This window comes from Trueperaceae bacterium (assembly GCA_002707365.1).
GTDB lineage: Bacteria > Deinococcota > Deinococci > Deinococcales > Trueperaceae > UBA6957.
In genome coordinates, this window is sequence record PAMQ01000019.1 from 22,941 (window position 1) to 46,367 (window position 23,427).

At 46.6% G+C, this 23,427-nt stretch carries 21 protein-coding genes; 6 read left to right on the forward strand and 15 right to left on the reverse strand.

Annotation, left to right across the window (positions count from 1 at the left end; all coding sequences use genetic code 11):
• Positions 1-18: 18 nt before the first annotated feature.
• The 11 genes from CMO31_09305 to CMO31_09355 all read right to left on the reverse strand — a co-directional run bounded on the left by CMO31_09305 (position 19) and on the right by CMO31_09355 (position 10,475).
• A complete protein-coding gene (locus CMO31_09305) occupies positions 19-966 on the reverse strand; it encodes an oxidoreductase (GenBank protein MAZ54189.1) in 948 nt (315 codons plus the stop codon).
• On the reverse strand, positions 963-1,856 hold the full coding sequence (locus CMO31_09310; GenBank protein MAZ54190.1) for a UDP-3-O-[3-hydroxymyristoyl] N-acetylglucosamine deacetylase: 894 nt from the start codon (positions 1,854-1,856) through the stop codon (positions 963-965). Before CMO31_09310 ends, CMO31_09305 begins: the two co-directional genes overlap by 4 nt.
• Positions 1,729-2,775: a UDP-3-O-(3-hydroxymyristoyl)glucosamine N-acyltransferase gene (gene lpxD / locus CMO31_09315; GenBank protein MAZ54191.1), complete on the reverse strand. Its 1,047-nt coding sequence runs from the start codon at positions 2,773-2,775 to the stop codon at positions 1,729-1,731. The genes CMO31_09310 and lpxD overlap by 128 nt, the downstream gene beginning before the upstream one ends.
• Positions 2,753-4,405: a hypothetical protein gene (locus tag CMO31_09320; GenBank protein ID MAZ54192.1), complete on the reverse strand. Its 1,653-nt coding sequence runs from the start codon at positions 4,403-4,405 to the stop codon at positions 2,753-2,755. The genes lpxD and CMO31_09320 overlap by 23 nt, the downstream gene beginning before the upstream one ends.
• 2 nt (positions 4,406-4,407) lie before the next feature.
• The gene (locus CMO31_09325) at positions 4,408-5,442 is read right to left on the reverse strand and encodes a rod shape-determining protein (GenBank protein ID MAZ54193.1); all 1,035 of its coding nucleotides are present in this window, start codon (positions 5,440-5,442) and stop codon (positions 4,408-4,410) included.
• A gap of 103 nt (positions 5,443-5,545) precedes the next feature.
• The gene (tsaB, locus tag CMO31_09330; protein MAZ54194.1) at positions 5,546-6,100 is read right to left on the reverse strand and encodes a tRNA (adenosine(37)-N6)-threonylcarbamoyltransferase complex dimerization subunit type 1 TsaB; all 555 of its coding nucleotides are present in this window, start codon (positions 6,098-6,100) and stop codon (positions 5,546-5,548) included.
• A complete protein-coding gene (locus CMO31_09335; protein MAZ54195.1) occupies positions 6,097-6,540 on the reverse strand; it encodes a tRNA (adenosine(37)-N6)-threonylcarbamoyltransferase complex ATPase subunit type 1 TsaE in 444 nt (147 codons plus the stop codon). Before CMO31_09335 ends, tsaB begins: the two co-directional genes overlap by 4 nt.
• A gap of 287 nt (positions 6,541-6,827) precedes the next feature.
• Positions 6,828-7,265: a molybdenum cofactor biosynthesis protein MoaE gene (locus CMO31_09340; GenBank protein ID MAZ54196.1), complete on the reverse strand. Its 438-nt coding sequence runs from the start codon at positions 7,263-7,265 to the stop codon at positions 6,828-6,830.
• A gap of 5 nt (positions 7,266-7,270) precedes the next feature.
• Positions 7,271-7,510: a hypothetical protein gene (locus CMO31_09345; GenBank protein ID MAZ54197.1), complete on the reverse strand. Its 240-nt coding sequence runs from the start codon at positions 7,508-7,510 to the stop codon at positions 7,271-7,273.
• A 12-nt stretch (positions 7,511-7,522) separates the two neighbouring features.
• Positions 7,523-8,530, reverse strand: coding sequence for a hypothetical protein (locus tag CMO31_09350; protein MAZ54198.1), 1,008 nt, complete (start codon positions 8,528-8,530; stop codon positions 7,523-7,525).
• Between the two features lie 412 nt (positions 8,531-8,942).
• Positions 8,943-10,475: a glutamine-hydrolyzing GMP synthase gene (locus CMO31_09355; GenBank protein MAZ54199.1), complete on the reverse strand. Its 1,533-nt coding sequence runs from the start codon at positions 10,473-10,475 to the stop codon at positions 8,943-8,945.
• A gap of 94 nt (positions 10,476-10,569) precedes the next feature.
• Here CMO31_09355 and CMO31_09360 point away from each other — a divergent pair, with 94 nt between their 5' ends.
• From CMO31_09360 to pstB, 6 genes are all read left to right on the forward strand, one after another.
• Entirely contained in the window at positions 10,570-11,622 is a 1,053-nt protein-coding gene (locus tag CMO31_09360) for a chromosome partitioning protein (protein MAZ54200.1), read from the forward strand.
• A 405-nt stretch (positions 11,623-12,027) separates the two neighbouring features.
• On the forward strand, positions 12,028-14,649 hold the full coding sequence (locus CMO31_09365; GenBank protein MAZ54201.1) for a valine--tRNA ligase: 2,622 nt from the start codon (positions 12,028-12,030) through the stop codon (positions 14,647-14,649).
• An 81-nt stretch (positions 14,650-14,730) separates the two neighbouring features.
• Entirely contained in the window at positions 14,731-15,690 is a 960-nt protein-coding gene (locus CMO31_09370) for a protein sphX (protein ID MAZ54202.1), read from the forward strand.
• Between the two features lie 122 nt (positions 15,691-15,812).
• Positions 15,813-16,769, forward strand: coding sequence for a phosphate ABC transporter permease subunit PstC (gene pstC, locus CMO31_09375; protein MAZ54203.1), 957 nt, complete (start codon positions 15,813-15,815; stop codon positions 16,767-16,769).
• Positions 16,766-18,031, forward strand: coding sequence for a phosphate ABC transporter, permease protein PstA (gene pstA / locus CMO31_09380; protein ID MAZ54204.1), 1,266 nt, complete (start codon positions 16,766-16,768; stop codon positions 18,029-18,031). The genes pstC and pstA overlap by 4 nt, the downstream gene beginning before the upstream one ends.
• A 93-nt stretch (positions 18,032-18,124) precedes the next feature.
• Positions 18,125-18,880: a phosphate ABC transporter ATP-binding protein gene (gene pstB / locus CMO31_09385; GenBank protein ID MAZ54205.1), complete on the forward strand. Its 756-nt coding sequence runs from the start codon at positions 18,125-18,127 to the stop codon at positions 18,878-18,880.
• A gap of 255 nt (positions 18,881-19,135) precedes the next feature.
• Here pstB and CMO31_09390 read toward each other — a convergent pair whose 3' ends face one another.
• From CMO31_09390 to rny, 4 genes are all read right to left on the reverse strand, one after another.
• Positions 19,136-19,708 (reverse strand): aminoacyl-tRNA hydrolase, encoded by a 573-nt coding sequence (locus CMO31_09390; GenBank protein MAZ54206.1) that lies wholly within the window; start codon positions 19,706-19,708, stop codon positions 19,136-19,138.
• A gap of 3 nt (positions 19,709-19,711) precedes the next feature.
• Complete coding sequence (locus CMO31_09395; GenBank protein ID MAZ54207.1) at positions 19,712-20,383, reverse strand: 50S ribosomal protein L25; 672 nt, start codon at positions 20,381-20,383, stop codon at positions 19,712-19,714.
• Positions 20,384-20,523: 140 nt separating this feature from the next.
• Positions 20,524-21,465 carry a phosphoribosylpyrophosphate synthetase gene (locus CMO31_09400; GenBank protein ID MAZ54208.1) on the reverse strand — a complete coding sequence of 314 codons (942 nt, stop codon included), beginning with the start codon at positions 21,463-21,465 and terminating at the stop codon, positions 20,524-20,526.
• A gap of 167 nt (positions 21,466-21,632) precedes the next feature.
• Positions 21,633-23,303: a ribonuclease Y gene (gene rny / locus CMO31_09405; protein MAZ54209.1), complete on the reverse strand. Its 1,671-nt coding sequence runs from the start codon at positions 23,301-23,303 to the stop codon at positions 21,633-21,635.
• Positions 23,304-23,427 lie beyond the last annotated feature (124 nt).

Consider the following 23,427-nt stretch of genomic DNA (forward strand, 5'->3'; position numbering starts at 1 on the left):
GAGCGCATTGTTTGCCAATCATGGTTGTTGTTGGAGTTTTACAATCAAAGAGGTAGCTAGCTCAAGTGATCGTAAATCATCTTCAAGGGTGCCAATAGGATCTGCGCTTTGCTCAATTCTCGCTAAGAAGTGTTCTAGTTCCCTTCTGAGAGGATTATCTTCCACGACTACCCGACGATCAACCTGCACGTGGTTCTCTTCACCATTCGCTAACGGCCTAAATGTCGCTACTTCCGTGTGTGGCTCCTTGGCGAAGTCAAGATGAAGAGTCTGATGCTCCTCTGCCACTACAAGGGTCCTCTCAGCGTCAGGCGCAATTCTACTGGCTAAGAAACGAGCAATACACCCGTTTTCGAAACGTATTTGAGCCGCAGCTAGATCTTCGTATTTAACGCTGTTGAGAAAATGTCCAGCAACGGTAATCTCTTTTATGGGGCTTTCAACAATTCCCAATACAATGTCAATGTCGTGAATCATTAGGTCAAGTATGACTCCTACGTCCTGGATTCGAGCGTAAGGGGTTAGCCGACGTGCTTCTACCAAGTAAGGACTTTTAATCTGTGCGTTAAGAATATCTACCGCCTTATAAAAGCGCGTGATGTGTCCTACTTGTAAGACCAACTCTTCGCGGCGGCTAAGTTCCACTAGCTCCTTGGCCTGAACAACGCTTGTTGCAGCTGGCTTTTCTACCAATACATGTATTCCTGCAGATAACAAGGTTCGGGTTAGTTCGTGGTGAGTAATTGTGGGCGAGGCGACACTAACAGCGTCGGGTGGATCGCATTCTAGTAACTCCGTTAAGGTTTCATACACAGTACAGCCGTAGACCTTTTGAGCTTCATGGCGTCGGGATGGGTCTGGATCAACTATTGCTATAAGAGTAGTTTGGGAAAGCGTGGCATAAACATTTGCATGGAATCTACCCATTACTCCAGCACCAATTACAGCTACCCTTAGGGGTTTCACAGGTCCATCTCCGGAGGCTTCTCGGAAAACAACTCTTTTAGGAAGTCTACATGGAGTTTATGAGATCCACGGGTCACGGTAATTTTCCCCTCGAGAGGATAGCCAAGTAAGAACATATCTCCAAGGGCATCCAGTGCTTTGTGGCGAGCCAGCTCGTCTGGGAAGCGTAACGGACGAAGTGGGCCCATATCGTCAAAGACAATAGCATTTTCTAGACTTGCTCCTAATGCTAAACCTGCTTCCTTAAGCTTCTCTGCTTCAGATAGAAAGCCGAATGTTCGTGCGCCTAACAAGGAAGAAAAGGAATCTGGACCACCACACCAAGCCTGATGGCCGATTGCTGGGTGTGGGAATTCAATTTTTGTACAAAGGCTATGCTCCCCAGGTTCTATCATCATTGAACTTGAGCCCTGCCGATGATTCAAGCCTTTCTTCGGTTGTAAGGCTATAGGTTTTTGGCCTTTACCAAAAGGTGCTAGGGTCTCGATCCAAGGTTGGGCAGATCCGTCAAGTATAGGCAGCTCGTCGTTATCAACTTCAATAACTAATCCTGTCCATAAATCCAGGGTGTATAGACTAGCGAGCAAATGCTCTACTACAGCTACTCGGGCTGGGCCTACTCCAAGGACGGTGCAACGATCAGTGCCAGTAACGGCACTTAGCTTTGCCGGTATTTCTTGGCCTGCACGTCGGAAACGTACTGCACCGCTGTCTTGGAAGATCCTAACTTTACTTCGAGTACCCCCGTGTAAAGTAATGCCTTCAATCACTACTGAGACTCTTAACGTTTTGCCACATCTTTTCGAGTCTTCCGAGGAGATAAAGTCGTCTTGTAAATTTCCGGTGAGCCATAGCTGGGAAACCGCTGAAGGTTTCTCCAGCCGGAACATTTTTTGTAACCGCCGCGCAGAATGAAATGCGAGCGTCATCACCTATCGAAATATGATCGGCAAGAGTTGTCCCACCTCCTACAAGTACTCGCGAGCCTATTTTAGTACTACCACCAATGCCCGCTTTTCCAGCAATGACTGTGTCATTTCCTATTTGAACATTGTGACTTACAAAGCAGTGATTGTCGATCTTGCAGCGGTCTCCAATTCGAGTGGGATCTAAGGTACCTCGGTCGATAGTAGTGTTAGCTCCAACTTCTACGTTGTTGCCAATAATTACTCCGGCTAGGTGGTGGATCTTAAGCATGCCCTTTGGGCTTACTGCGTATCCGAACCCATCAGCTCCGATTATAGTTCCGCTGTGAAGATGGACCCCGTTCCCAATCGAAACTCCGTCGTATAAAACTACTTTTGCGTAAAGCCGGCAACTATCGCCCAGTTGGGTGCCATGTCCTATTACGCATCCAGGACCTATACTAGTGTTCACTCCGATCTTGACGTGTGGACCTATAACAGTTCCTGGGCCTACATTAACCCCTTCTGCGACATGGGCAGTGGAGTCGATTGTTGCTGTTGGGTGTATGCCAGGGTTATCTTCAGGTCGATTGTTAAACCTTGAACTGAGAAGAGCAAGCGCGACTCGTGTATCTTCGACTTTGATTATTGGTTGACTTTCACGGTACTCAGCATCGCTGGATACGACCAAAACACTAAATTGCGAGCCTTGTGCAGTTTTGAGAAGTTTGGTTGTGCCTGCAACCGCTATGCCACCTTCAACTGGTGTTGTAGGTGGCACTAGTTGCGTGACGAGGCGACACTCTCCAAACAATTTTCCGTCTAGCCAATTAGCTAATTCTGAGCTTGTTATGGGTTTAGGTAGTTTCCTGGTCACCGTGCTATTGCTCCTCTTCTGCTTCATCTTGGTTTAGGTTCTGGATTTCTATTTCAAGCGTTTCTTGTCCTTCTATAATAAATGGGAAGATTTGACGTTGTAGAAGCCGGGCTTTCCCGTCAGTTATAACTTCAATCACGAGTTCGCTAGCCTGCTGTTCATCGCGTAAAGCAACTAGCAGGTCTCCGAAAGAGAGTATGTCTCCGTCCCATGGTTCGTAGTCTTCCTTATCTTGCTCTTGATCTTGATCTCGATATTGTCCGGAACGAAAGACTAAAGCGACTTTGCCTTCTAGATCTTGCGGTAGGTCAATTAGGAGTTCTTCAACTAACGCCTGGCCTCTGTATGGTTGGAGCCGGATGTAAGCCACTAATACTTCACCAGGTGCCACATCGAGGGTAGCTGCGTCAACGTTTACCAGTTCCGCTGTTCTTAGGTATTTTTCGTAACTGATGTTTAGATTCACTTGTTTCAGGTCTGGCGTTTCAAAGGGGTTAATGCTTAGGATTTTCAATGGTTCTGCTGCAATTTTTGAAGTTGCCAGAGCAAGATCGTCGCGGTGGCTTGTTTGTTGAAGCATTGTAAGGCGGTCCCCTGTTTGGAAAAGTATTTCCCAGGCAAGCTCACTGGTTCCGCCGCTTACTTCGTTGCGGATTTCGTCGAGCAATTGCTGGACGCTGACTTGGAGGAGGGTGGGGTAGAGACCTTCCTCTCTTACTATTTCTACTTTTCTGATTAGCGTGTTTCGCGTATCACTCAGGCTGATGTTTACCGGTAGTAAATCTGGTTTCTTGTCGATATTTCCTGCGAGGCCAGCAAAGCGATCCTGAATGATAGATCCTAAAATATGGGTTCCGCTGTTTGCTAATTTAAAAGGCACAAGGTCGCTAGGGACAATATGGATGATGTCAGCGGTGGTAAGAGGAAATGAAACATTGCCGAGTCCAAGAAGGGAATGCCCTAGAGCCAAAACTTCTCCGTTAGCTACTTCTGTAACAGTCCCTATGGCTGCAACGGTTATGTCGCCACGAACGAGCTGGATGCTTATAGCGCTGCCTGCCTCCAGACTTGTTGATTCGTCGGACTGGACTGTACCACCTGTCTGTATTGGTAAGAAGTTTAACGGACTTTCTCTAAGGAGAGGACCTAGCCGATCAATAGTCCTACTACTTACTCCAGATAGTAATAGAGGAGTTGCTACTGGTACTGCTGCAGTTAAACCGCCGGTAGGCCACGTCCCGAATGGAATAGTTTCCGGTTCATCAAATAAGCCTCGCATAGCGCTTATGGGAGTAACGAGAGCCAGATGGTGATCGCTTTCTGGAAACACATATGCGATGGCTCCTAGTAGAGATTTCTCTTGTTGGTCATCCTTGTGCAGATATACTGGACTCCCGCTCATACCTGCAGATATACCCTCAGCTTGGTCTATTAGCTCGCCTTCTGCTCTTATTATGATCAGCGGGAATCCAAGGCTGGGATCTTCTTGAACGCCAAGGATTTTAATGGGAAACCGTTCGAGTTTACCTCCAACCCCTTCAGTAACACCAAATCCGTTTTGGCCTTCTACCAGTTCACTTAAAGGGAAATCTTCTGCTGTGGCAATAGCTACTACCAACACAAATGTTAGAACAATCTTAGCCCGGCAGGCTTGCATGATTAGCGTCGGAGGAAGTTATCCGAAGTCAGCGCGTCTTGTAAGACATGAACCATGTCCAGAGCCCGTCCTGTTCCAAGGGCAACACAGTCCATAGCATCTTCTGCTACGACTACTGGGATACCTGTTGTTTGTCGTAATAATTCGTCGAAGTTCTTAAGCATTGACCCGCCCCCAGTCATAATTATGCCGCGGTCAATCACATCAGCAACAAGCTCTGGTGGTGCTAGCTCTAGGACTCGTCGGACACCGTCCGCAATTTTTTGTATAGGTTCTCGTAGCGCCTCAACAGTGTCTTCAGTGGTCAGTGAAATAGTCTTAGGGAGGCCATTTATTAGATCACGCCCTCGGACATCTATTTCGTGCACTTCATCAGGACCCCTAACTACAGCTGCCCCGATTTTAGTTTTTACTTCCTCAGCCGTTCGATCTCCGATTAGAAGATTTTCTTTGTTACGAATGTAACGGATGATTGCTTCATCGAATTCATTACCAGCTATGCGCATGCTTTCCGATACAACGATACCTCCGAGGCTGATTATTGCAACGTCGGTGGTACCACCACCGATATCGACAATCATTGAGCCAGTGGGTTCCGCTATGTTTACGCCGGCCCCTATTGCAGCAGCTAGAGGTTCTTCAATTAGAAAGGCTTTTCGTGCTCCTACTTCTCGTGTGGCCTGAAGAACAGCGCGCCTCTCTACCTCAGTTACTCCTGAAGGAACACAGACCATTATGTGAGGCTTAAAAAAACGTCCAGCTCCCGTGATTACTTTTTGAACGAATGCTTTAAGCATCTTTTCTGTTAAATCGTAGTCAGCGATTACTCCATCTCGCATTGGTCGGACCGCGACGATATTGCCGGGAGTACGACCGAGCATGCGGTAAGCTTCATCCCCTACTGCTTTAACGTCACCAGAGTCACGCACCATAGCTATGACCGAAGGTTCGCGAAGCATAATTGATTTGCCTTTGACATAGATTAAGACTGTAGCTGTTCCTAGATCTACACCAATCTCCTGCCAGAGCTTGAACATCCTCACCTCAGACGTGCTCGAACCCTTCTCATAAACTTACGGTTCTATGCAACACCTCAGTATACCGCCTAGGGATGTTACGTGGGAGAGGTTCTATCGTTTATCACAGGTACAAAGGTTCTACAGGGGATCCGTCGCTAACCCGGGACGCAATGTAGCTTGTATCGGGGGGTACGGAATCAATAATTGGATGACTAGTTCCTACCTTAGTGAACTCCGTAAGACTAATCTTAGAAGGTTGTTGTAGAGTTATTATCACTCCTTCTGATTTCTCATAAAGTCCGGTGTACACGTTACCGCGATGGGCATTTAAAATCGCAAAAGCCTTACCATCTTCTCGTAGTCCAGAAGCCGCCAGAGCCGCAAGGGTATCGCAGCCAGCTAAAGGTACATCAAGGCCACGGGCTATTCCTTGTGCGGCAGCTATGCCCACTCGGAGTCCAGTGTAGGAACCAGGTCCAACTCCTACTCCTATCCCAGTTAAAGCCTTGGCTTCTATATTGGCGTCATTGAACAGACCAGTTAATTCTGTGATGAACCTCTTGGTGTGGCAACGGCCTACGTTCGGCGAACGGTAAGCCAACCTCCCCTTTTCTGGGGACCAAAGAGAAAGGCTTAGGAAGGTTGTTGCTGTATCTATTCCTAGATAAATTTTCATTCAGCGACCTTCCTTTGATGTGTTCTTGGTATGAAAATCTGGGCAACTCTAATACCGTCGTGCGAGACGAGGTCAATATGCATAGCTTCGGGATAGGGTTTCCTAAGATCCTCCCCCCATTCGACGACGACAAGGCGGGATCTTTCTAGGTAATCATCTAGTCCAAAGCGTATTAGAGATTCTGATCCTGGTAGTTGGAACGCATCAATATGAGTTAAAACTCCCGAGGAGGTTGGGTATTCGTGAATTAGTGTGTATGTCGGGCTTGTCACCCGCGCCTTACTGTGTAGTTGGGCTGCGATGTACTGCACGAGGGTTGTTTTACCTATTCCCATCGGCCCGGTTAATAAGAGTAAACTCCCAAAGGAACATTTCCTGAGAATTGTGCTAGCTAACAAATTTGTAGCTTCCAGCGATTCTAATTTTATTGAGCAAATCATGACAGTGTTTCGGGTTTTTTCTGTTGACGAAAACAATATCGGTGATGACAGGTAAAGGCTCTGAAATTCAGGTAGATCTCTAACAAAAATTTTATTCTAGAACATAGTTGGTAGAACATGTATCCCTCACTCTATCTAATTCAAAGTACCTTGATTTGACCTGACTTTCTGTTAAATCACACCGTACATGTGTATAAATCACACCGTACTTGTGTACCGAATAACGATCAATTCAGGTATACAGCACTAAGTTTACTTATTTTCCATAAGGTTCGTCCGAACTTAATCTAAAGAGTTTTACCAGCGACGTTCGTTCCTGGGACCCAATTAGTTCCTTCTGTGGTTGTTTCATGTTTCCAAACTGGCAAGCGCTCTTTAATCCTATCTATGCCTGCAGCACAAGCTGCAAGGGTTTCTTTCCTATGTCGACCAGAAACAAGTACTGCGATACTGGTGTCTCCAGGTTGTAATCGCCCAAGACGGTGCGCGATTACAACCTGACCAATGTTGAAATCTTCTCGAAGTTCTGTCGCTATCGATTGCATCTGAGCTTCCATCATGGATTCGTAACCTTCGTAATCTATGTACAAAACTACTTTGCCATTGTTGGGGGAGCGCACTAAACCGAGAAATGTTGCGATTGCTCCGAATTCGGTTGCAGAAATAAGAGGAACTAGAACGCTCAAGTCAATTGGGTCTCGGGTAACAATGTTGTAATCAGTCATAGACCTTAACCCCCTGCGACTGGAGGAAGGAATGCAAGCCTGTCACCATCGTTTAACAGGCCGTCGGGTTCCGAATATGCTTCGTTGATAGCGCATAGGGTCCCGGCTAGTACAAGGCCATCGATCTCACGCTCAAGTAGTAACGCAACATCACGGACTGTTGAGCCAGCGGGCACGTCACGATCTATGGATCCTTTTCCCGCTAGTTCACGGAGGTGTGCAAAAAACAAAATGGTGATTTTCATAGTTTCTAGTGATTAATTCTGCCCAACGGATAGGTTGTCTGTTGCAGCTTGTGAAACGCCCAAGGCAATCATAAGCGCTTCGGGGTAACGCATTCGGGCAGGCCCCAGTAACGTTAGAATGCCTCGGCTAGATCCAATATGTATTTGGGCTGAAATGGCAGCTAATGTGTCGTCTAGCTGCAGTGTCAATTGACCTTCATCCGTGCGATTAGAACCATGGGGAGTCTCAAACTTTTCAACCGCTATTCGTATAAAATCTGGATCTCTTGATTCAGGTTCTGCTAGCAGATTGGTGAGACCTTGACTATATAGCCGGTCGGGTGTTGCTTCTGGCCATGCCCTTGCTACGGCATGTAGAGTTCGAGTTAGTTCACTGTTGGTGTCTTTAGCTATCTCTACTAGAGCCTGGGGGATAAATCCCACAGGGACGGCTAACTGTCGGAGGTAGCGCTCAGCATCACTTATGATTTTTTCATTCGGAACCGGATCAAGATCTACAGAAATCTGACGAACCAAGCCGTTTTCAAGGACAATGACAGCTAGTAGGTGGCGTGAACTAAGTAATGAAAGGTGAATTTCGATTGTGCGGAGGTTGTCGTCAGCAGGGAGGGTTAAAACTACTGCATAGCTAGAAAGGTCCGCAGCTACTGTTGCTATTTCCCCCAGGAGTCTTTCGCCATGTACACTTGAAAGCCTCCGAGTTACGAATTGTCGATCCCGATAAGGTAAGCGGCGAGGGGGAATAAAATGCCGTGCGTAAGTTTGGAATCCTTTTGCTGTCGGCACTCTACCGGAAGAAGTATGCGGTTGGTATAAAAATCCTTTCTCTTCAAGAACTATAAACTCGTTTCTTACAGTTGCACTACTGACTTGCAAATGGTTAGCAATCTCCGATGAAGGTATGGGCCTAGCGGAACTGATGTAAGCTTCAGCAACCAGGTTGAGGATTTGATAACTTCGCTCCCCAGACATTCTGCAGTCTACCATTGTTGGTACTGATATCGTCCTTTGTCGACTCATTATTATTGGGGTGTTATCACAAATATAGTAGTGTGAACCTCGAGTATCAAGAGTCAGTACTGCCTGGATGGGTTGTGGTTATCGTAAGCCTTATATTAAGATCACTTCCGCTTAAAAGTAACGTGCAAATTTATTTCATTTTCGTAATTGTCGGGCTATTTGCTCTTAGGACTTAAGAATCGTCTAATACTCTTTACCGATTGCGTTAAAAACTAATTTATTTTTCCGTGCATTGCAGTTAACATCTCCATGCATAAAATATTGCTCGCAGACTTGGTCATACACCAAGCTCAGCAATTAATCTTCTGTAAAGTAAGGGAAGAGATAAATATAATTCTCGAATCAATGCTCACAAAAAGAGCTACAAATTTGGCTTTGACGATAAGGCATCCCGTTCAAAAGTCGTTAATCCTTATTCCCACTCAATAGTCCCTGGTGGTTTACTCGTAATGTCGTAAACAACGCGATTAACTTCAGGAACAGTATTAATGATTCGGTTAGAGATCGTCGCTAAGAATTCGTGTGGAAGGCGTGACCAGTCTGCAGTCATGCCGTCTTTGCTGGAAACTGCACGCAAGGCTATCGTGTGCTCGTAAGTTCGGCCATCACCCATTACGCCTACCGAACGCAGTGGCGTTAGAATAGCTAGAGCTTGCCAGGTTTGATCATACATCTCGAACTCTTTTAATCCGTCTATGAAGATGTGATCTACTTGGCGGAGTACAGCTAGTCTTTCTTGGGTAATCTCCCCGATGCAACGGATGGCAAGGCCTGGTCCTGGAAACGGGTGCCGGTCACGTAATGATTTCGGGAGTCCTAATGTACTGGCTATTGCACGAATTTCATCTTTAAATAATGTCCGGAACGGTTCAAGGAGGTCGAATGTCAGGTCCTCAGGTAAGCCTCCCACGTTGTGATGAGACTTAATGTTGGCCGCTCCATCGCCACCAGCTGACTCAATAACGTCAGGGTAAAGAGTTCCTTGAGCAAGAAACCGGATATGCCCAAATTTCTTTTGGAGGTCTTTAGCGGCAATGTTGAAAACTTCAATGAATTCAGCCCCGATTATTTTCCGTTTGTCTTCAGGATCAGTTACGCCAGAAAGGGCCGTGAGGAATTGCTCAGCAGCTTGTATCACTGTTAAGTTGATACCGAGGTCCCGTAAAGATGCCTCCACTTCCTCCGCTTCACCTTCGCGGAGGAGACCATGATCGACAAAAACTGCGTGAAGGCGTTCTCCAATGGCTCTATGCAGTAGTAGGCCCAGGGTGCTCGAGTCTACTCCTCCTGAAATCCCAAGCAACACTTGGTCTTCCCCTACTTCTTTTTTCGCGTTTAAAGTTAGGGAATCTACAATGCTTTCTGGCGTCCAAGAGCGGTCGGCTTCGATAGCGTCTAGAAAATTTCTCAAAATCTGGTCGCCTTGAGGAGTGTGTTGAACTTCTGGGTGGAATTGGAGTCCGTAATAGCCTTTGTTGGCATTCTCCATAGCGGCTATGGGGCAGTTGTCAGTCGATCCGGTGACTTTAAAACCGTCAGGGATTTCAATCACTGAATCTCCGTGACTCATCCAGGCTATGAAGTCTCCTTCGACTCCTTTGAACAAAAGTCCATCGAACTCATTAAGAATGGCCTTGCCGTATTCTCGAAGCGAACTTGGTTCGACGACTCCTCCGAGAGCTCGGGCTAAAAGATGCATTCCGTAGCAGATGGCCAGAATTGGTATTTCTGATTCAACAAGGCCTTCAGGAAGCCCCGGAGCTCCTTCGGCATAAACACTTTCGGGCCCTCCCGAGAGGATGATGCCGGAAGGTTCGTGGGATCGCACCTCCTGCAGGTTTACATCAGCATTTACAATAATTGAAAAGACATTGAGCTCACGCAATCTCCGGGTTATTAACCTGGTGTATTGTGACCCATAGTCGATTACCACCACGTTGCCCATGCGAGAGCTTACCCTGAACGTGTTGAACAATGTCGCGAATCAACTCTTAACAGTCGACTTGTAGCTTAACGGACAGCCTGATAGGCTGCGGCGTATGGCAGGAATTGATAAGGCAATAGTAATGGAAGCCTTAAAGCAGATTAATGAGCCAGCAATTGGCAGGGACCTTGTGAGCTTAGGATTGATCGATAGTATTGATATTTCTGAAAGTAAGGTTTCAATTCGCATTGAACTCGGTATGTTTGCAAGTCCGCATAGGGATTCGATTGAGGTAGGGGTTCGCGATGCGCTCCTTGGTGTTGGCGCTAGTGAAGTAGAGACCAAGTTCAGCGTAGTTGTACGAGGGCCACAAAAGGAACCATTGCAAGGAGTCAAAAACATCATCGCAATAGGATCTGGAAAGGGTGGTGTGGGTAAGTCTACCGTCACCGCTAATCTTGCTGCTAATCTTGCTGCTGATGGAGCTTCCGTGGGTCTGTTAGACGCTGACATATATGGTCCTAGTCAGGGGAAAATGTTTGCGGTTGAGGGTCGGCGGTTAATGGCCGATGACGAAAAAAATATGCTTCCCCTCAAAAGTTATGGAGTGCGTATCATCTCTATCGCTAACCTTGTAGAAGACGGTCAAGCCCTTACGTGGCGAGGCCCGATTTTGCACGGTACTATCAATCAAATGCTGAATCAAACTAGCTGGGGAGAACTTGACTATTTATTGATTGATCTGCCACCAGGAACTGGCGATGTTCAGTTATCATTAAGTCAGCTTGTGAATGTTACCGGAGCCGTACTAGTTACTACACCACAAGATATGGCTCTTCTGGATGTCCGAAGGGCGTGTAGTATGTTCCGTAAGACTCATATTCCTGTATTTGGCGTGCTTGAAAATATGGCCTACTATCAACTGCCTGATGGTACACGCGATTACATTTTTGGTGAGGGTGGCGCTGAGGAATTGGCCAAATCTGAAAGCCTACAGCTTTTAGGGCAGATTCCCATTGCTCGTTCTATAAGAGAGTCTGGGGATAAAGGCAAACCGTTTGTTTTGACGGATCCGGATGACCCCCAGGCCCAGGCTTTTCGGGACGCAGCACGTGGACTAGCAGGAATAATTAGCACTCAAGTGGCCATGGAGCTGCCGCTACTCTAATTAGTAAGTCCGGAATCTGATTGCTAAGAACTCAAGAGGCAGAGAAAAAAGGTTTATGAATCTCTTAGTTCAAAGTATTTATGTTTCTACTAATCGCAGAAGTACCTGCTACCTGGGTTTGCTAAAAGATACTGCATTCGATAGATTTGTGTGGCGGACCTAACAACGATTGCCTAAATACTTTAGTGACGTATGCAGATTTGGACATGTGAAGGGTCAAGTATTCTACTGGACCCTCTAGGGGTTAATTAGCAAGTTAGGCTTAAAAAAGGGTTTAATTGTTAACACAGGCAGTTGGAACTGAGAAATGCAGTTAACTTCTTGAATAGAAATGTCTGTAATGATGATTATTTTTACTAGGTCGGAGGGTATAACCTCTGCTTCCAGTATGAACGGTGGTTATTAATGAAGGTTTCGGCGTTTCCTGAAATGGCTAGTCGCTACGATCCATTTGATGTTGAAGAGCGTTGGGCTAAACTTTGGAAAGAAGAGCCTTTTGAGGCTTTGCCAAATAGTGAAAGAGAACCTTTTTGCGTTGTGATTCCACCTCCTAATGTGACTGGAAACCTTCACTTAGGACATGCTTTCGACAACACGATTATCGATGCGTTAGTTCGGTTCAAAAGGATGCAAGGGTACGAAACCCTTTATCAACCCGGTACTGACCATGCAGGCATTAGTACCCAAGTGGTAGTTGAACGAGCAGTACTTGCAGAGGAAGGCGTTAGCCGTCACGATCTTGGTCGCGACGAGTTCCTAAAACGGGTGTGGACTTGGAAGGAAAAATACGGGGGAGTAATTTTAGAACAATTACAGCGCCTGGGTATTTCTGCTGATTGGAATAGACTCCGATTCACAATGGACGAAGGCTTGAGCCGAGCAGTTAGAAAACAATTTGTGGATCTCTATCATCAAGGGCTGGTATATAGGGGCGAGCGCATAGTTAATTGGGATCCTCGTAGTCAGACCACCCTGTCTGAGTTAGAGGTAGATCGTGACGAACGTCCCGGAAAGCTATATACCTTGGCATATGAACATGCAGACGGTAGTCACTTAGGCATAGCTACCGTTCGACCTGAAACCATATTTGGCGATGCTGCTGTTGCCGTTAACCCCAACGATGATCGCTTTCGTCATCTTGTGGGGAAGAAAGTTAAGATTCCGCTCACCAACCGTTGGGTTCCCATCATTGCTGATTCTAATGTAGACATGGAGTTCGGTTCAGGAGTGTTAAAGGTTACTCCTGCTCATGACCAAACTGATTTCGAGATTGGTGAACGACACGACCTTCCTTGCCTCAGCGTAATTGATCGAAATGCATGTCTCACAAGCGAACTTGTTCCGACCGAATTTCAGGGTTTAGATCGTTTCGAAGCTCGGGAGCGAGTAGTTGAGGCCCTAAAAATTAATGGTGCTGTTCTTAGTGTCAAGAAGCATACGATTCCAATCGGGATTTCAGGTAGAACTGGGGAGCCAGTTGAACCCATTCTTTCTGAGCAGTGGTTTTACAACACGGACAGCGCAGCCCAACGGGTCTTGAAAGCTCTCGATGACGGGGAAATTAGGTTGCATCCAGAGCGATACGCAAAGGTGAACCGAGACTGGCTAGCTAATATTCGGCACTGGAACATCTCACGACAACTGTGGTGGGGTCACCAAATTCCAGCTTGGTATGACCATGAAGGGAACATTTACGTTCCTGATCCAGACGACCCATTTACTGATGCTCCTGACGATCCTCGCTACGAGAACTTGCAATTGGTTCAGGACTCCGACGTATTTGACACCTGGTTTTCGTCGAATCTTTGGCCATTTTCTACACTTGGCTGGCCTGATGTGAACGATCCGTTTTACCGTAAGTTTTACCCGACTTCAGTACTAGTCACTGGTTACGACATTCTCTTTTTTTGGGTAGCAAGAATGCAAATGTCTGGTTATCACTTTACGGATTCTAAACCGTTTCGGGATGTACTTTTACACGGCCTGATTTTAGACGAAGAAGGTCGTAAAATGTCGAAATCGAAAAACAATGGGATCGATCCACTCGTAGTCATTAGTGAATATGGTGCTGATGCGTTACGCTTTGCCATGTCTTACGCTTCGACAGGCGGCCAAGATATTCGTTGGGATCAGCGCCGAGTCGAAATGGGCAGGAACTTCAATAACAAACTATGGAATGCAGCGCGGTTTGCCTTTATCAATATTGGAAAAGATCCAAAAGCCGGTTCACCCACAAGTCTAGCGGATCGCTGGATGATGAGTCGCCTTCAAAGAGCTATCTTCGAAATCACTGGAGAAATGGAATCCTTCGAGTTAGGTCAAGCCAGCCGCTCGATGTACGAATTTGTATGGAGCGAGTTTTGTGATTGGTATCTCGAGGCCTCTAAAGCATCTCTACGAAATGACGATTCGGGTACTAGGAGAGTGCTCAGCTTCACTTTAAAGACAATTCTCAAGCTTCTTCACCCCCTAATACCGTTTATCACATCAGAGATATATACGCATTTTGATGCCGATGAGCAGCTCGGGTTAGCTTCGTGGCCAGAGGTCGACGAGAACTTATTGGATCCGGAAGCTGAACAAGAATTTGATCATCTTCGTGAGGCCGTGGGAGCAGTACGCAACTTGCGATCTGAGGCGAACCTCTCTCCGTCTCAGAATATTACAATTTTTGCGGATGGCCCAGCAGCATCTATCCTCTACAACAACCGGGACGTATTTCAGGATTTAACCCGGAGCAAACTTCTTGAGGGGAAACCTGAAGGAATGTCTCTTTCGCAGGTGGTGCCAGATATTGAGGTGGTACTACCTTTTGCGGGGTTAATTGATGGTAGGGAATGGCGCGATAGGCAAGAAAAGCGAGTTGCGCAACTAAAAAAAGACCAAGAACGCAGTAATAAGAAACTTTCGAATGACAAGTTTATTAGGAATGCTCCGGCAGAAGTTGTTCAAGAAGAAAGACGTCGTTTAACCGAAACTGGCGAGCTGCTTGCACAAATACAGGCGAGTTTACTGCGTGTTGGCTAAAGAACGGGATTTGGACGGCAGTGCTGAGCCAGGCTGACAAATCCTTGACATGGCTTTAGTAGGCTTTAGTCGGAGGTAGAAATGATTCTTATCCGAAGATGTGTAGCCCTTCTTGCGCTCTTGAGTGCTGTAGTTATAGCACAGGAAATCCGTATTGATGGATCCTCTACTGTTTATCCGATTACATTAGCAGTAGCTGAAGAATTTTCAATCGAATACCCCGATGCTAATGTAAGCGTTGCCTTTTCTGGCACTGGCGGTGGGTTCAAGAAATTCTGTGTTGGTGAAGCCCAGGTAACAAATGCGAGCCGCATCGTTAAAACCAGCGAGTGGGAGTTATGTGAAACTAACGGGGTGGAGTTTGTTGAGATACCAGTGGCTTTTGATGCGCTAACCGTCGCCGTTAACAAGGAAAACGACTGGGCTACTTGCATGAGCGTCGAAGAGCTTAACATGATTTGGCGACCCGGCTCGACTGTTAACACCTGGAGTGAAATACGACCCGAATGGCCAAACCAGGAGATTGTGTTATACGCCCCAGGAGTCGATTCAGGTACTTTCGACTACTTTACTGACGAGATTAACGGTGAAAGTGGTGCTGTACGCACGGATTTCTTCCCCAGCGAGGACGACAACGTTCTAGTGCAAGGCATTGAGCAAGATGTTAACGCGCTCGGTTTCTTCGGTTACGCCTATTACCTCGAAGAGGCCGATAAACTCAACGCAGTACACATTGATGGTGGTGAAGGCTGTGTCGAACCAAGTACGACCACAATCGAGGGAGGTGTCTACACTCCGTTAGCTCGCCCGCTATTTATTTATGTGAGTAAAAACGCTACGGAATCTCATCCATACCTGCAGACTTTCGTCGAGTTTTACCTTTCTTACGAAGCTCGTGAGTTCATCGCTGATACAGGATATGCGTTGCTTGATGAAGAAGCTTACGAGCTTTCCCTCGAGCGCTTCAACAGTAGTTCAACCGGTTCTATCTTTATTGATGGTGCTGGCAAGACAGTCCTAGAAGTACTTGGAGCAGAGTAGAAAGAACTGACTCTGGTAGGAACCTTATTTAACTGGGTTAAGCTAGTCCCCGAGGTTACTTGGGGTCTAGCCGCCCATTAGTGGCTTTTATAAGAAACTTCTGTCCTTGCGGTTGCTACATAATGAGAGGCGTAATTATCAGTAGCCAACGAGAATTAGCTCAAAAAACAGGCCTTGCTCGTAGAGGAAATCGCCGTGTTCGCGAGGCAATTATAGGTTTCATGCTTTTTGTTTTTGCTAGCATATCGATACTCACTACTTTTGCAGTGATAGTTGTACTAGCCCGCGAAACAATAGGACTCTTCCTCGACCCAGCTGTGACTCTTTGGGAATTCGTGACCTCGCGGGAATGGACCCCATTATTTGCAGAGAGCCAAAGAAGCTTTGGTATTTCACCATTGCTTCTTGGGACACTCCTTGTTACTACCATCGCTCTTGTCACAGGACTCCCGATGGGATTGGGTGCAGCTGTATTCCTTTCTGAATTCGCAAGTCCACGTGCGAGGCGGACAGCTGTTCCGATACTTGAGGTTCTTGCTGGGATCCCTACGGTTGTGTTGGGTTATTTTGCGTTGCTATTTGTTACCCCAATATTGCAACAATTCGTACCAGGTTTAAAGTTTTTTAATCCTTTATCCGCTGGTATTGTGATGGGCTTTATGATCCTACCTACGGTTTCAAGCATATCTATAGATTCTATGCAAGCTGTCCCTAGGTCGCTGCGTGAGGCCGCTTATGGGCTGGGTGGCACAAAATATGAAGTGGTTACCAGAGTCGTCATTCCTGCGGCCCTGTCAGGAATTGTGGCCTCATTTATTTTGGCAATGTCTCGCGCTATCGGCGAGACGATGATAGTAACTCTAGCGGCCGGCCAGAAACCAAATTTTACCTTTGACCCTAGGGAAACCATAGCTACAATGACTTCGTTTATTGTGCAAGCTGCTACCGGCGATCAGCCAGCTGGCTCCATAGCATCCCGATCTCTATTTGCTGTAGCGTCCACACTATTCGTAATGACTCTTGGTCTCAACGTATTGTCTCAAATCGTAGTTCGTCGTTTTGCAGAGAAATACGAATGACAAGTAACAACACCAAACAGGCCAGTAAGCCCTTAAAGAATGATGGGAATCTTCTTACGTTAAGCGAGCGCAAACATTTGGAAGCTCGTAAGCGTCGTGGAGTCATGTTCAAGGCATTAACACTGCTTCCAGTGGTATTGGCTATTGGGTTGATTTTAGCTCTACTCGGTGACGTTTTAGTTGGTAGTGTCTCATGGCAAGTGGTTGAGCCTCGTGGGAGTTCGCAGACTTTTTCTTGGGCCGAGTCTTTTCGCGGTTTTAGTACTTGGAAGCAGGTTGTGAGTCTTGAATTATCTGCTCAGGGTCTCGATGCAGCAGAAATTGATGGGCTTTTCCACGATAAGGAACGACTTCGGAAGTTTCGTCTTCGCAATCGAGTCCAGTTTGTGTGGTTAGCTGACGGCAAATCCTGGCGTTGGTTGGTCTCTAACAGCCGTGATAAGCGAATAGACGACATAGGGGTTTTTAAGGGATTTAGTGAACAGAACGATTTGCTTGCTGGTCTTGAGGACGGACAAATTCTGTACCTTAATCCGTGGTTCGATGTTGCTTTTTTCCAGAAGAATGCGTCAAGAACGCCAATTATGGCAGGCCTCATAAGTGCTCTTGTTGGTAGTTTATGGGTTATTAGTTTCGTAGTTGTTTTTTCATTACCAATTGGGGTTGGAACTGCTGTTTACCTCGAAGAATATGCTCCTGATAATGGTTACACTCGCTTTCTTGAGGTAAACCTTCGGAATCTTGCTGGTGTACCAAGTATCGTCTATGGGATATTAGGTCTTTCGGTTTTTGTCCGCCTGATGCAGATCGGACCAACGGTCCTTGCGGCATCATTGACATTGTCCCTTCTAATATTGCCGGTGGTAGTTATTGCTTCCAGAGAAGCGATACGAGGAGTACCGGATTCTCTTCGAGAAGCTAGTTATGGGTTGGGTGCCACAAGGTGGCAGACAGTGAGTCGTATTGTGTTACCTAATGCTATGAATGGGATAGTTACGGGAATGATCTTGTCGGTTGCTCGGGCTATAGGGGAGACAGCACCACTGCTTTTAGTAGGTGCTGCTGCTTTTGTCCCCCGCTTACCCGAAGGCCCGCTATCAACTTATACAGTTATTCCTATTCAGATTTACTCGTGGATTGCGGAGAATGATGCGGAGTTCCAACATGTGGCCTCATCAGGAATAATAACGCTTTTGGGTGTTTTGGTTATTCTCTATTCGATAGCCTTTTTTGTCCGGCGTCGGTTTGAGAGGAACTGGTAATGTTTTCAGAGGTGCATATCAATAGAAGTTTTGGAGGTGTTCGTGACGCAAACAGTCCCACAAGACCATAAAACTCAAAGGACCGAACCGGTCATGCCGGAAGAGGCAATTATTTCTATTGAGAAATTAAGCCTATGGTACGGTTCGTTTCAAGCATTACACGATGTATCGGTAACCTTTCCCAGGAATAAAGTAACTGCCTTAATCGGGGCCTCGGGTTGTGGAAAATCAACCTTGTTGCGGGGCATTAATAGGATGAATGAACTAGTTCCAACTGTAAGGGTAGAGGGGGGCGTTAGGTACGAAGGAGTCGACCTTTATGAGCCGTCTGTCGATCCTGTAGAAGTACGCCGGCGTATCGGAATGGTATTTCAAAAACCTAACCCGTTTCCGAAAACTGTTTATGAAAATGTGGCTTTCGGACCTCGGATCAATGGTTATAGAGGAGACCTTGATGCTTTAGTCGAACGTTCTCTAAGGAATGCTGCTTTGTGGGATGAGGTGCAAGACAAATTAAGGCAATCTGGTCTTGGTCTTTCTGGTGGTCAGCAGCAAAGGTTATGCATTGCTCGAGCAATGGCTACTGAACCTGATGTGATCCTTATGGACGAACCAACGAGCGCTCTAGACCCAATCGCAACGGACCGAATCGAGGAGCTTATCCATGAAATTAAACGTAATTACACAGTCATAATAGTTACGCACAATATGCAGCAGGCAGGAAGAGTTTCAGATCGCACGGCTTTCATGCATTTGGGGGTTCTTATCGAAGAAGGACCCACTGAACAGATTTTCACGAATCCGGTTCATGAAATGACAGAGCGTTATATTTCAGGTCACTTTGGTTAAACCAAACTAAGCTTAATTTTAATTTTGGTTTGGCTGATTAACATTCCTAGAACATTACCTAAAACTAATATGTTTTGTACCGTGTTCTTAGTATTTCTTGCTTAAGAGAATCGGGTTGCCCTATTGGGAGGTAGGATCTTATCAAGAATCTTAGGGAGTTTTGGTGGTTAACTAACGAGGCAATGTTTCTTGCATAGTTGCATTAGGATATGGATTGGACCTAACGCATAGTGTTGGCGGTCATTTTAGAAGCTATTAGGCATCTGTTTCTGTTAAATCCAGTCCGTTACTCCAGCTCATTGCAGCGTATATATTCTCTTTAAGAAGGCGTTCTACTGCATCCGCAGCGGAGTCAATTACCCGATTGACTATAGTTGATTCTTCGGAAGTGAACCGACTTAATACCCAGTTTCTGACGGTGAGGTTTTCAGGGGGGCGTCCGATCCCCAATTTGAGTCGAGGGAAATCAGCTCCGACTCGATTAATGAGGTCTTCAACGCCACGAGCTCCACCCGACCCCCCTCCGCCTGATTTGAAACGGAGGCGCCCTAAGGGTAAGTCTAAATCATCGTGAATAACAAGGATTTCAGAAGGCTTAATGCGGTGACGAGCCATCGCGGCTTGGACTGGTTTTCCCGATAGATTCATCATAGTAGTTGGTTTCATTAGTTGGATTGCACCCCATGAACCAGTATCCGACTCTGGTCCCGGTTTAAGGGCCACGCCATGACGTGAAGCCAGTTTATCTAAAACTAGGAAACCAACATTATGTCTAGTTCCTGAGTACCGCGAGCCTGGGTTACCGAGGCCAACGATTAGTTTCACTATCCCTTAGCCACTATTCTCATCAGTACTTTCGCCATCTTCCTCATCTTCTGCACCGCGCCCAATGACTTCAGGTTCAGCTTCTGCATTGAATTCGGATACGGGTTCTTCGACCTCTTCCACGCGAGGCGGTACCACTGTAATTAGTGTTAGGTCGCCATCGTCGACAACTTCGGCCCCTTCAGGGAAGAGGGAAGAGGCAAGGTCGTTAATGTGCACTGAATCGCCGATATTAAGTTCGGAAATATCAACCTCGATTTGCGATGGTATGAGACGGGGTAGGACGTTTAGTTGCAGTTCTCGGCGGGCGATGTCAAGTTGACCACCCTCAGCTACACCGACAGAAGTTCCGACATAGTCTAACGGCACGGAGACAGTAACAGCTTGTCCCGCGGTTACTGCAAAAAAATCTACGTGTGAGGGCCGCCTCAAGCGCTTATCCATTTGAACGGCTTTTATGAGAACCGGATGGGTCTTGCCATCTACCTCAAGATCAATGAGATTCGCAGTACCGTTGTCCCGAAATGCTCGATCAAACGTTCGGAGGTCCACGCTTATAGTCAAATTGAGATCTTTATTGTAAATAATGCCAGGAAGTCGGCCAGCTTGTCTAAGCGATCCTGCCTTACCTGGGGTCCGAATTTCACCTTTTAACTCCATGTGTTCCTCCACGATCATATTCCCAGCAACGGTATGCTAACCGATTAGCGAACTCAGCGTATAACGATACTCTTTGCCGCACAGTTATGTCCAGTTCGTTGTGATCAATCATGATTATTGGACGAAAGAAAATAACTCAGTTAAGTAGCAAGAAGAGGTCAAGTCGTAAAAAGAGAACTTACCGAGGCGTTTTCATGGATATTGTGTATTGCCTTGGCTAGTAGGGGAGCTATACTGAGGACTTCAACACGTTCATTGCTCTCACTTAAAGGCACAGTGTCAGTTAAGTAGATCCGACTAATCGGTTCAAAGCTAAGCCTTTCGAGCCCAGGTGGAATGAACAAAGCGTGAGTTGCTACCACTCTAACGTCAGGCTTAGCTCCCAGTTCTAATAGAACTTCGATACCGTGCCGCATGGTACCAGCAGTGGAGATCATATCGTCGATGAGGATTGGGCGCATACCAGCCACATCACCTATGACGTGTGTGACTTCAGTTTCAGTAGGACTAGTTCTTCGCTTGTACAACATTGCTAGAGGAAGCTGAAGTTGGTTTGCAAGTCGACGCGCCTCCGTTGCTCTTCCAACATCGGGTGAGACGACTACGGCGTTTGAGAGGTCTGTGGTTTTAAGATGATCTCCGAGTATCCCTAACGCGGTTAGGTGATCGACAGGAACGTCAAAAAAGCCTTGGATTTGTCCGGCGTGCAAATCTACCGTGATTACACGATCTACGCCTGCAGTTTCGAGCAAATTTGCGACCAATTTACTCGTTATTGGCTCACGAGCTTGACCTTTCTTATCCTGGCGGGCATATCCGAAGTAGGGAATAACTGCATTGACTCGCCAGGCAGATGCTCGGCGTAATGCGTCTGCTAAAACCAGTATTTCCATTAAATTGTGATTAACGGGGGCGCAGGTTGATTGAATAATATAGCAGTCGCTTCCCCGAACTGACTCTTCTATTGTGATTCTGGTTTCACCGTCTGGAAAGCGAGAAACAGTCCCGTTAGCCAGGTTCTGGCCTAAATGAGTTGCGACAGCGTTGGCTAAATCAGGCGTAGCTGTTCCACAGAAAAGTTTTACGGGTTCACCAATCATAATAGGACCAGCTGTTGTGGTGTGTCATGGGCCTCGGAATAGATCATAATTGTGTCTCGCATCTCTTGCATTGTACGACGACTAGTTCGGTGTGTATCGTTGTGGCAAGAATAGACGGAAGTCTCAATTCAATATTTAGTCTCGTAGAACAACAGACGGGCTAGGAGTTAGCGGGCGTATTCGACGGCCCGGGATTCACGGACGACAGTTACTTGTACCTGGCCAGGATATTCCATGTCTTGTTCAATCCGGCTAGCAATGTCTCGAGCTAAGAGGACAGCAGAGGAGTCATCTACCTTTTCTGGCTCTACAATGATACGAATCTCGCGGCCAGCTTGGATAGCGTATGATTTCTCAACTCCGGGAAAGCTTATGGCAATACTTTCGAGACCTTCAAGGCGCTTAATATAATTTTCCAGCGTCTCTCTACGGGCTCCTGGCCTAGCTGCGCTGATAGCATCGGCAGCATTAACAATCATTGGGAAGAGGGTATCAGCTTTATCGAGATCATGGTGATGATGTATAGCATCGATGACCTCGTCGGGTTCGCCAAAACGCCTTCCTAGATTCGCACCTATTTCCGTGTGGGTTCCCTCGATTTCTCTGTCAATGGATTTGCCAATATCGTGCAATAGCCCCGATCGTCGGGCCATAGCTTCGTCAACGTCTATGTGCGAAGCGATGATGCCTGTAAGATGAGCTACTTGGACCGAATGCTTGAGCATGTTTTGGCCATAGCTGGTTCGGAAGTGCATTCGTCCTAGAAGTTGAATTATCCCTTGTTTAAGTCCTACTACGTCTGCCTCAAGAGCTGCTTCCTCACCTTTTTCGCGAATGTAGTTTTGCATATCTTGTTGGGACCTATGAACAACTTCTTCGATTCGTGCAGGATGTATACGGCCGTCGACTAGTAGTTCTGAGAGTGCTAGTTTGGCAACTTCGCGTCTAATGGGATTGAAACTGGAAAGAAGAACAGCTTCTGGAGTGTCGTCGATAATGAGATCGACTCCAGTCAAGCTTTCAAAGGCACGGATGTTTCTTCCTTCACGCCCAATGATTCGGCCTTTCATATTATCACTGGGGATAGGGACTACTGAGACGCTGATGGCTGCCGAGACTTCCGAAGCACTGCGCTGTATCGCCTGGGCGATTATTGTGTACGCTTTACGATTAGCTTCGCTGTCAGCATTGTCTAAGGCAGCGCGAATTCTAGTAGCTTTCTCCCTTTCCAGTTCAAGATCTAGACGTTCAAGGAGAGTTTCAGTGGCCTGTTCTTTGCTTAACTGGGATATGCGTTGAAGCTCTGAATCGATGGCCTGTTCCAGATCAGTTATAGCTGCTTCCCGTATTTGAACAGCCTCATCACGGTCAGTGAGTTTTACTTCAACCTCATCCAACCGAACTGCCCTTGTATCTTGCTGCTCACCTCTTCTATTAAGACGATCTTCGAGTTGTTCGAATTTTTCACGATCCTTCCGGATCTGTTCTCTAGATTCACGCATGTCGATCCGTTCACGGTCTAGATCGCTTCGGGTGCGCTGCACCTGTTCGTCATGATTCTTTCGTGAGAGGGCGAAGTCTTGTTCAAGGTTTGAGCGAAGCCTTTGCAGCTCTGTTTCCTGACGCTGACGTTCCGTCTTGATTAGTTCTTCACGGTTCTTTTCTGCCCGATCGAGAATTAACTTTGCACTACTTTCAGCATCTAGCTTCTTCTGTTCTGCGGCCTTAGTTGCTTCAGAAAGAAGGTTTTGGTCATGTCGCCGTCGAACCAAAAAGTTAATTATTAGGCCAAGGCTTAGTCCAACAGTTAGGCCGATCAATAGGTTAATTAGGTTCATGAAAAGACTTCTTCCTGGTTTGCTTGGTCTAGTTTGTTTGTGGTGGTTCTTGGTGAATCTGGTTGGTCATTAGGTTTCGGTCTAACTATTTTTAGTACCTGCTCTCTAATATTGGCCAAGAGGT

Bases quoted from the DNA above. Each gene is read 5' to 3' on its own strand.
- CMO31_09310 (MAZ54190.1), bottom strand. From the start codon at position 1,856: ATGTTCCGGCTGGAGAAACCTTCAGCGGTTTCCCAGCTATGGCTCACC.
- lpxD (MAZ54191.1), bottom strand. From the start codon at position 2,775: ATGAAGCAGAAGAGGAGCAATAGCACGGTGACCAGGAAACTACCTAAA.
- CMO31_09320 (MAZ54192.1), bottom strand. From the start codon at position 4,405: ATGCAAGCCTGCCGGGCTAAGATTGTTCTAACATTTGTGTTGGTAGTA.
- CMO31_09325 (MAZ54193.1), bottom strand. From the start codon at position 5,442: ATGTTCAAGCTCTGGCAGGAGATTGGTGTAGATCTAGGAACAGCTACA.
- tsaB (MAZ54194.1), bottom strand. From the start codon at position 6,100: ATGAAAATTTATCTAGGAATAGATACAGCAACAACCTTCCTAAGCCTT.
- CMO31_09335 (MAZ54195.1), bottom strand. From the start codon at position 6,540: ATGATTTGCTCAATAAAATTAGAATCGCTGGAAGCTACAAATTTGTTA.
- CMO31_09340 (MAZ54196.1), bottom strand. From the start codon at position 7,265: ATGACTGATTACAACATTGTTACCCGAGACCCAATTGACTTGAGCGTT.
- CMO31_09345 (MAZ54197.1), bottom strand. From the start codon at position 7,510: ATGAAAATCACCATTTTGTTTTTTGCACACCTCCGTGAACTAGCGGGA.
- CMO31_09350 (MAZ54198.1), bottom strand. From the start codon at position 8,530: ATGAGTCGACAAAGGACGATATCAGTACCAACAATGGTAGACTGCAGA.
- CMO31_09355 (MAZ54199.1), bottom strand. From the start codon at position 10,475: ATGGGCAACGTGGTGGTAATCGACTATGGGTCACAATACACCAGGTTA.
- CMO31_09360 (MAZ54200.1), top strand. From the start codon at position 10,570: ATGGCAGGAATTGATAAGGCAATAGTAATGGAAGCCTTAAAGCAGATT.
- CMO31_09365 (MAZ54201.1), top strand. From the start codon at position 12,028: ATGAAGGTTTCGGCGTTTCCTGAAATGGCTAGTCGCTACGATCCATTT.
- CMO31_09370 (MAZ54202.1), top strand. From the start codon at position 14,731: ATGATTCTTATCCGAAGATGTGTAGCCCTTCTTGCGCTCTTGAGTGCT.
- pstC (MAZ54203.1), top strand. From the start codon at position 15,813: ATGAGAGGCGTAATTATCAGTAGCCAACGAGAATTAGCTCAAAAAACA.
- pstA (MAZ54204.1), top strand. From the start codon at position 16,766: ATGACAAGTAACAACACCAAACAGGCCAGTAAGCCCTTAAAGAATGAT.
- pstB (MAZ54205.1), top strand. From the start codon at position 18,125: ATGCCGGAAGAGGCAATTATTTCTATTGAGAAATTAAGCCTATGGTAC.
- CMO31_09395 (MAZ54207.1), bottom strand. From the start codon at position 20,383: ATGATCGTGGAGGAACACATGGAGTTAAAAGGTGAAATTCGGACCCCA.
- CMO31_09400 (MAZ54208.1), bottom strand. From the start codon at position 21,465: ATGATTGGTGAACCCGTAAAACTTTTCTGTGGAACAGCTACGCCTGAT.
- rny (MAZ54209.1), bottom strand. From the start codon at position 23,303: ATGAACCTAATTAACCTATTGATCGGCCTAACTGTTGGACTAAGCCTT.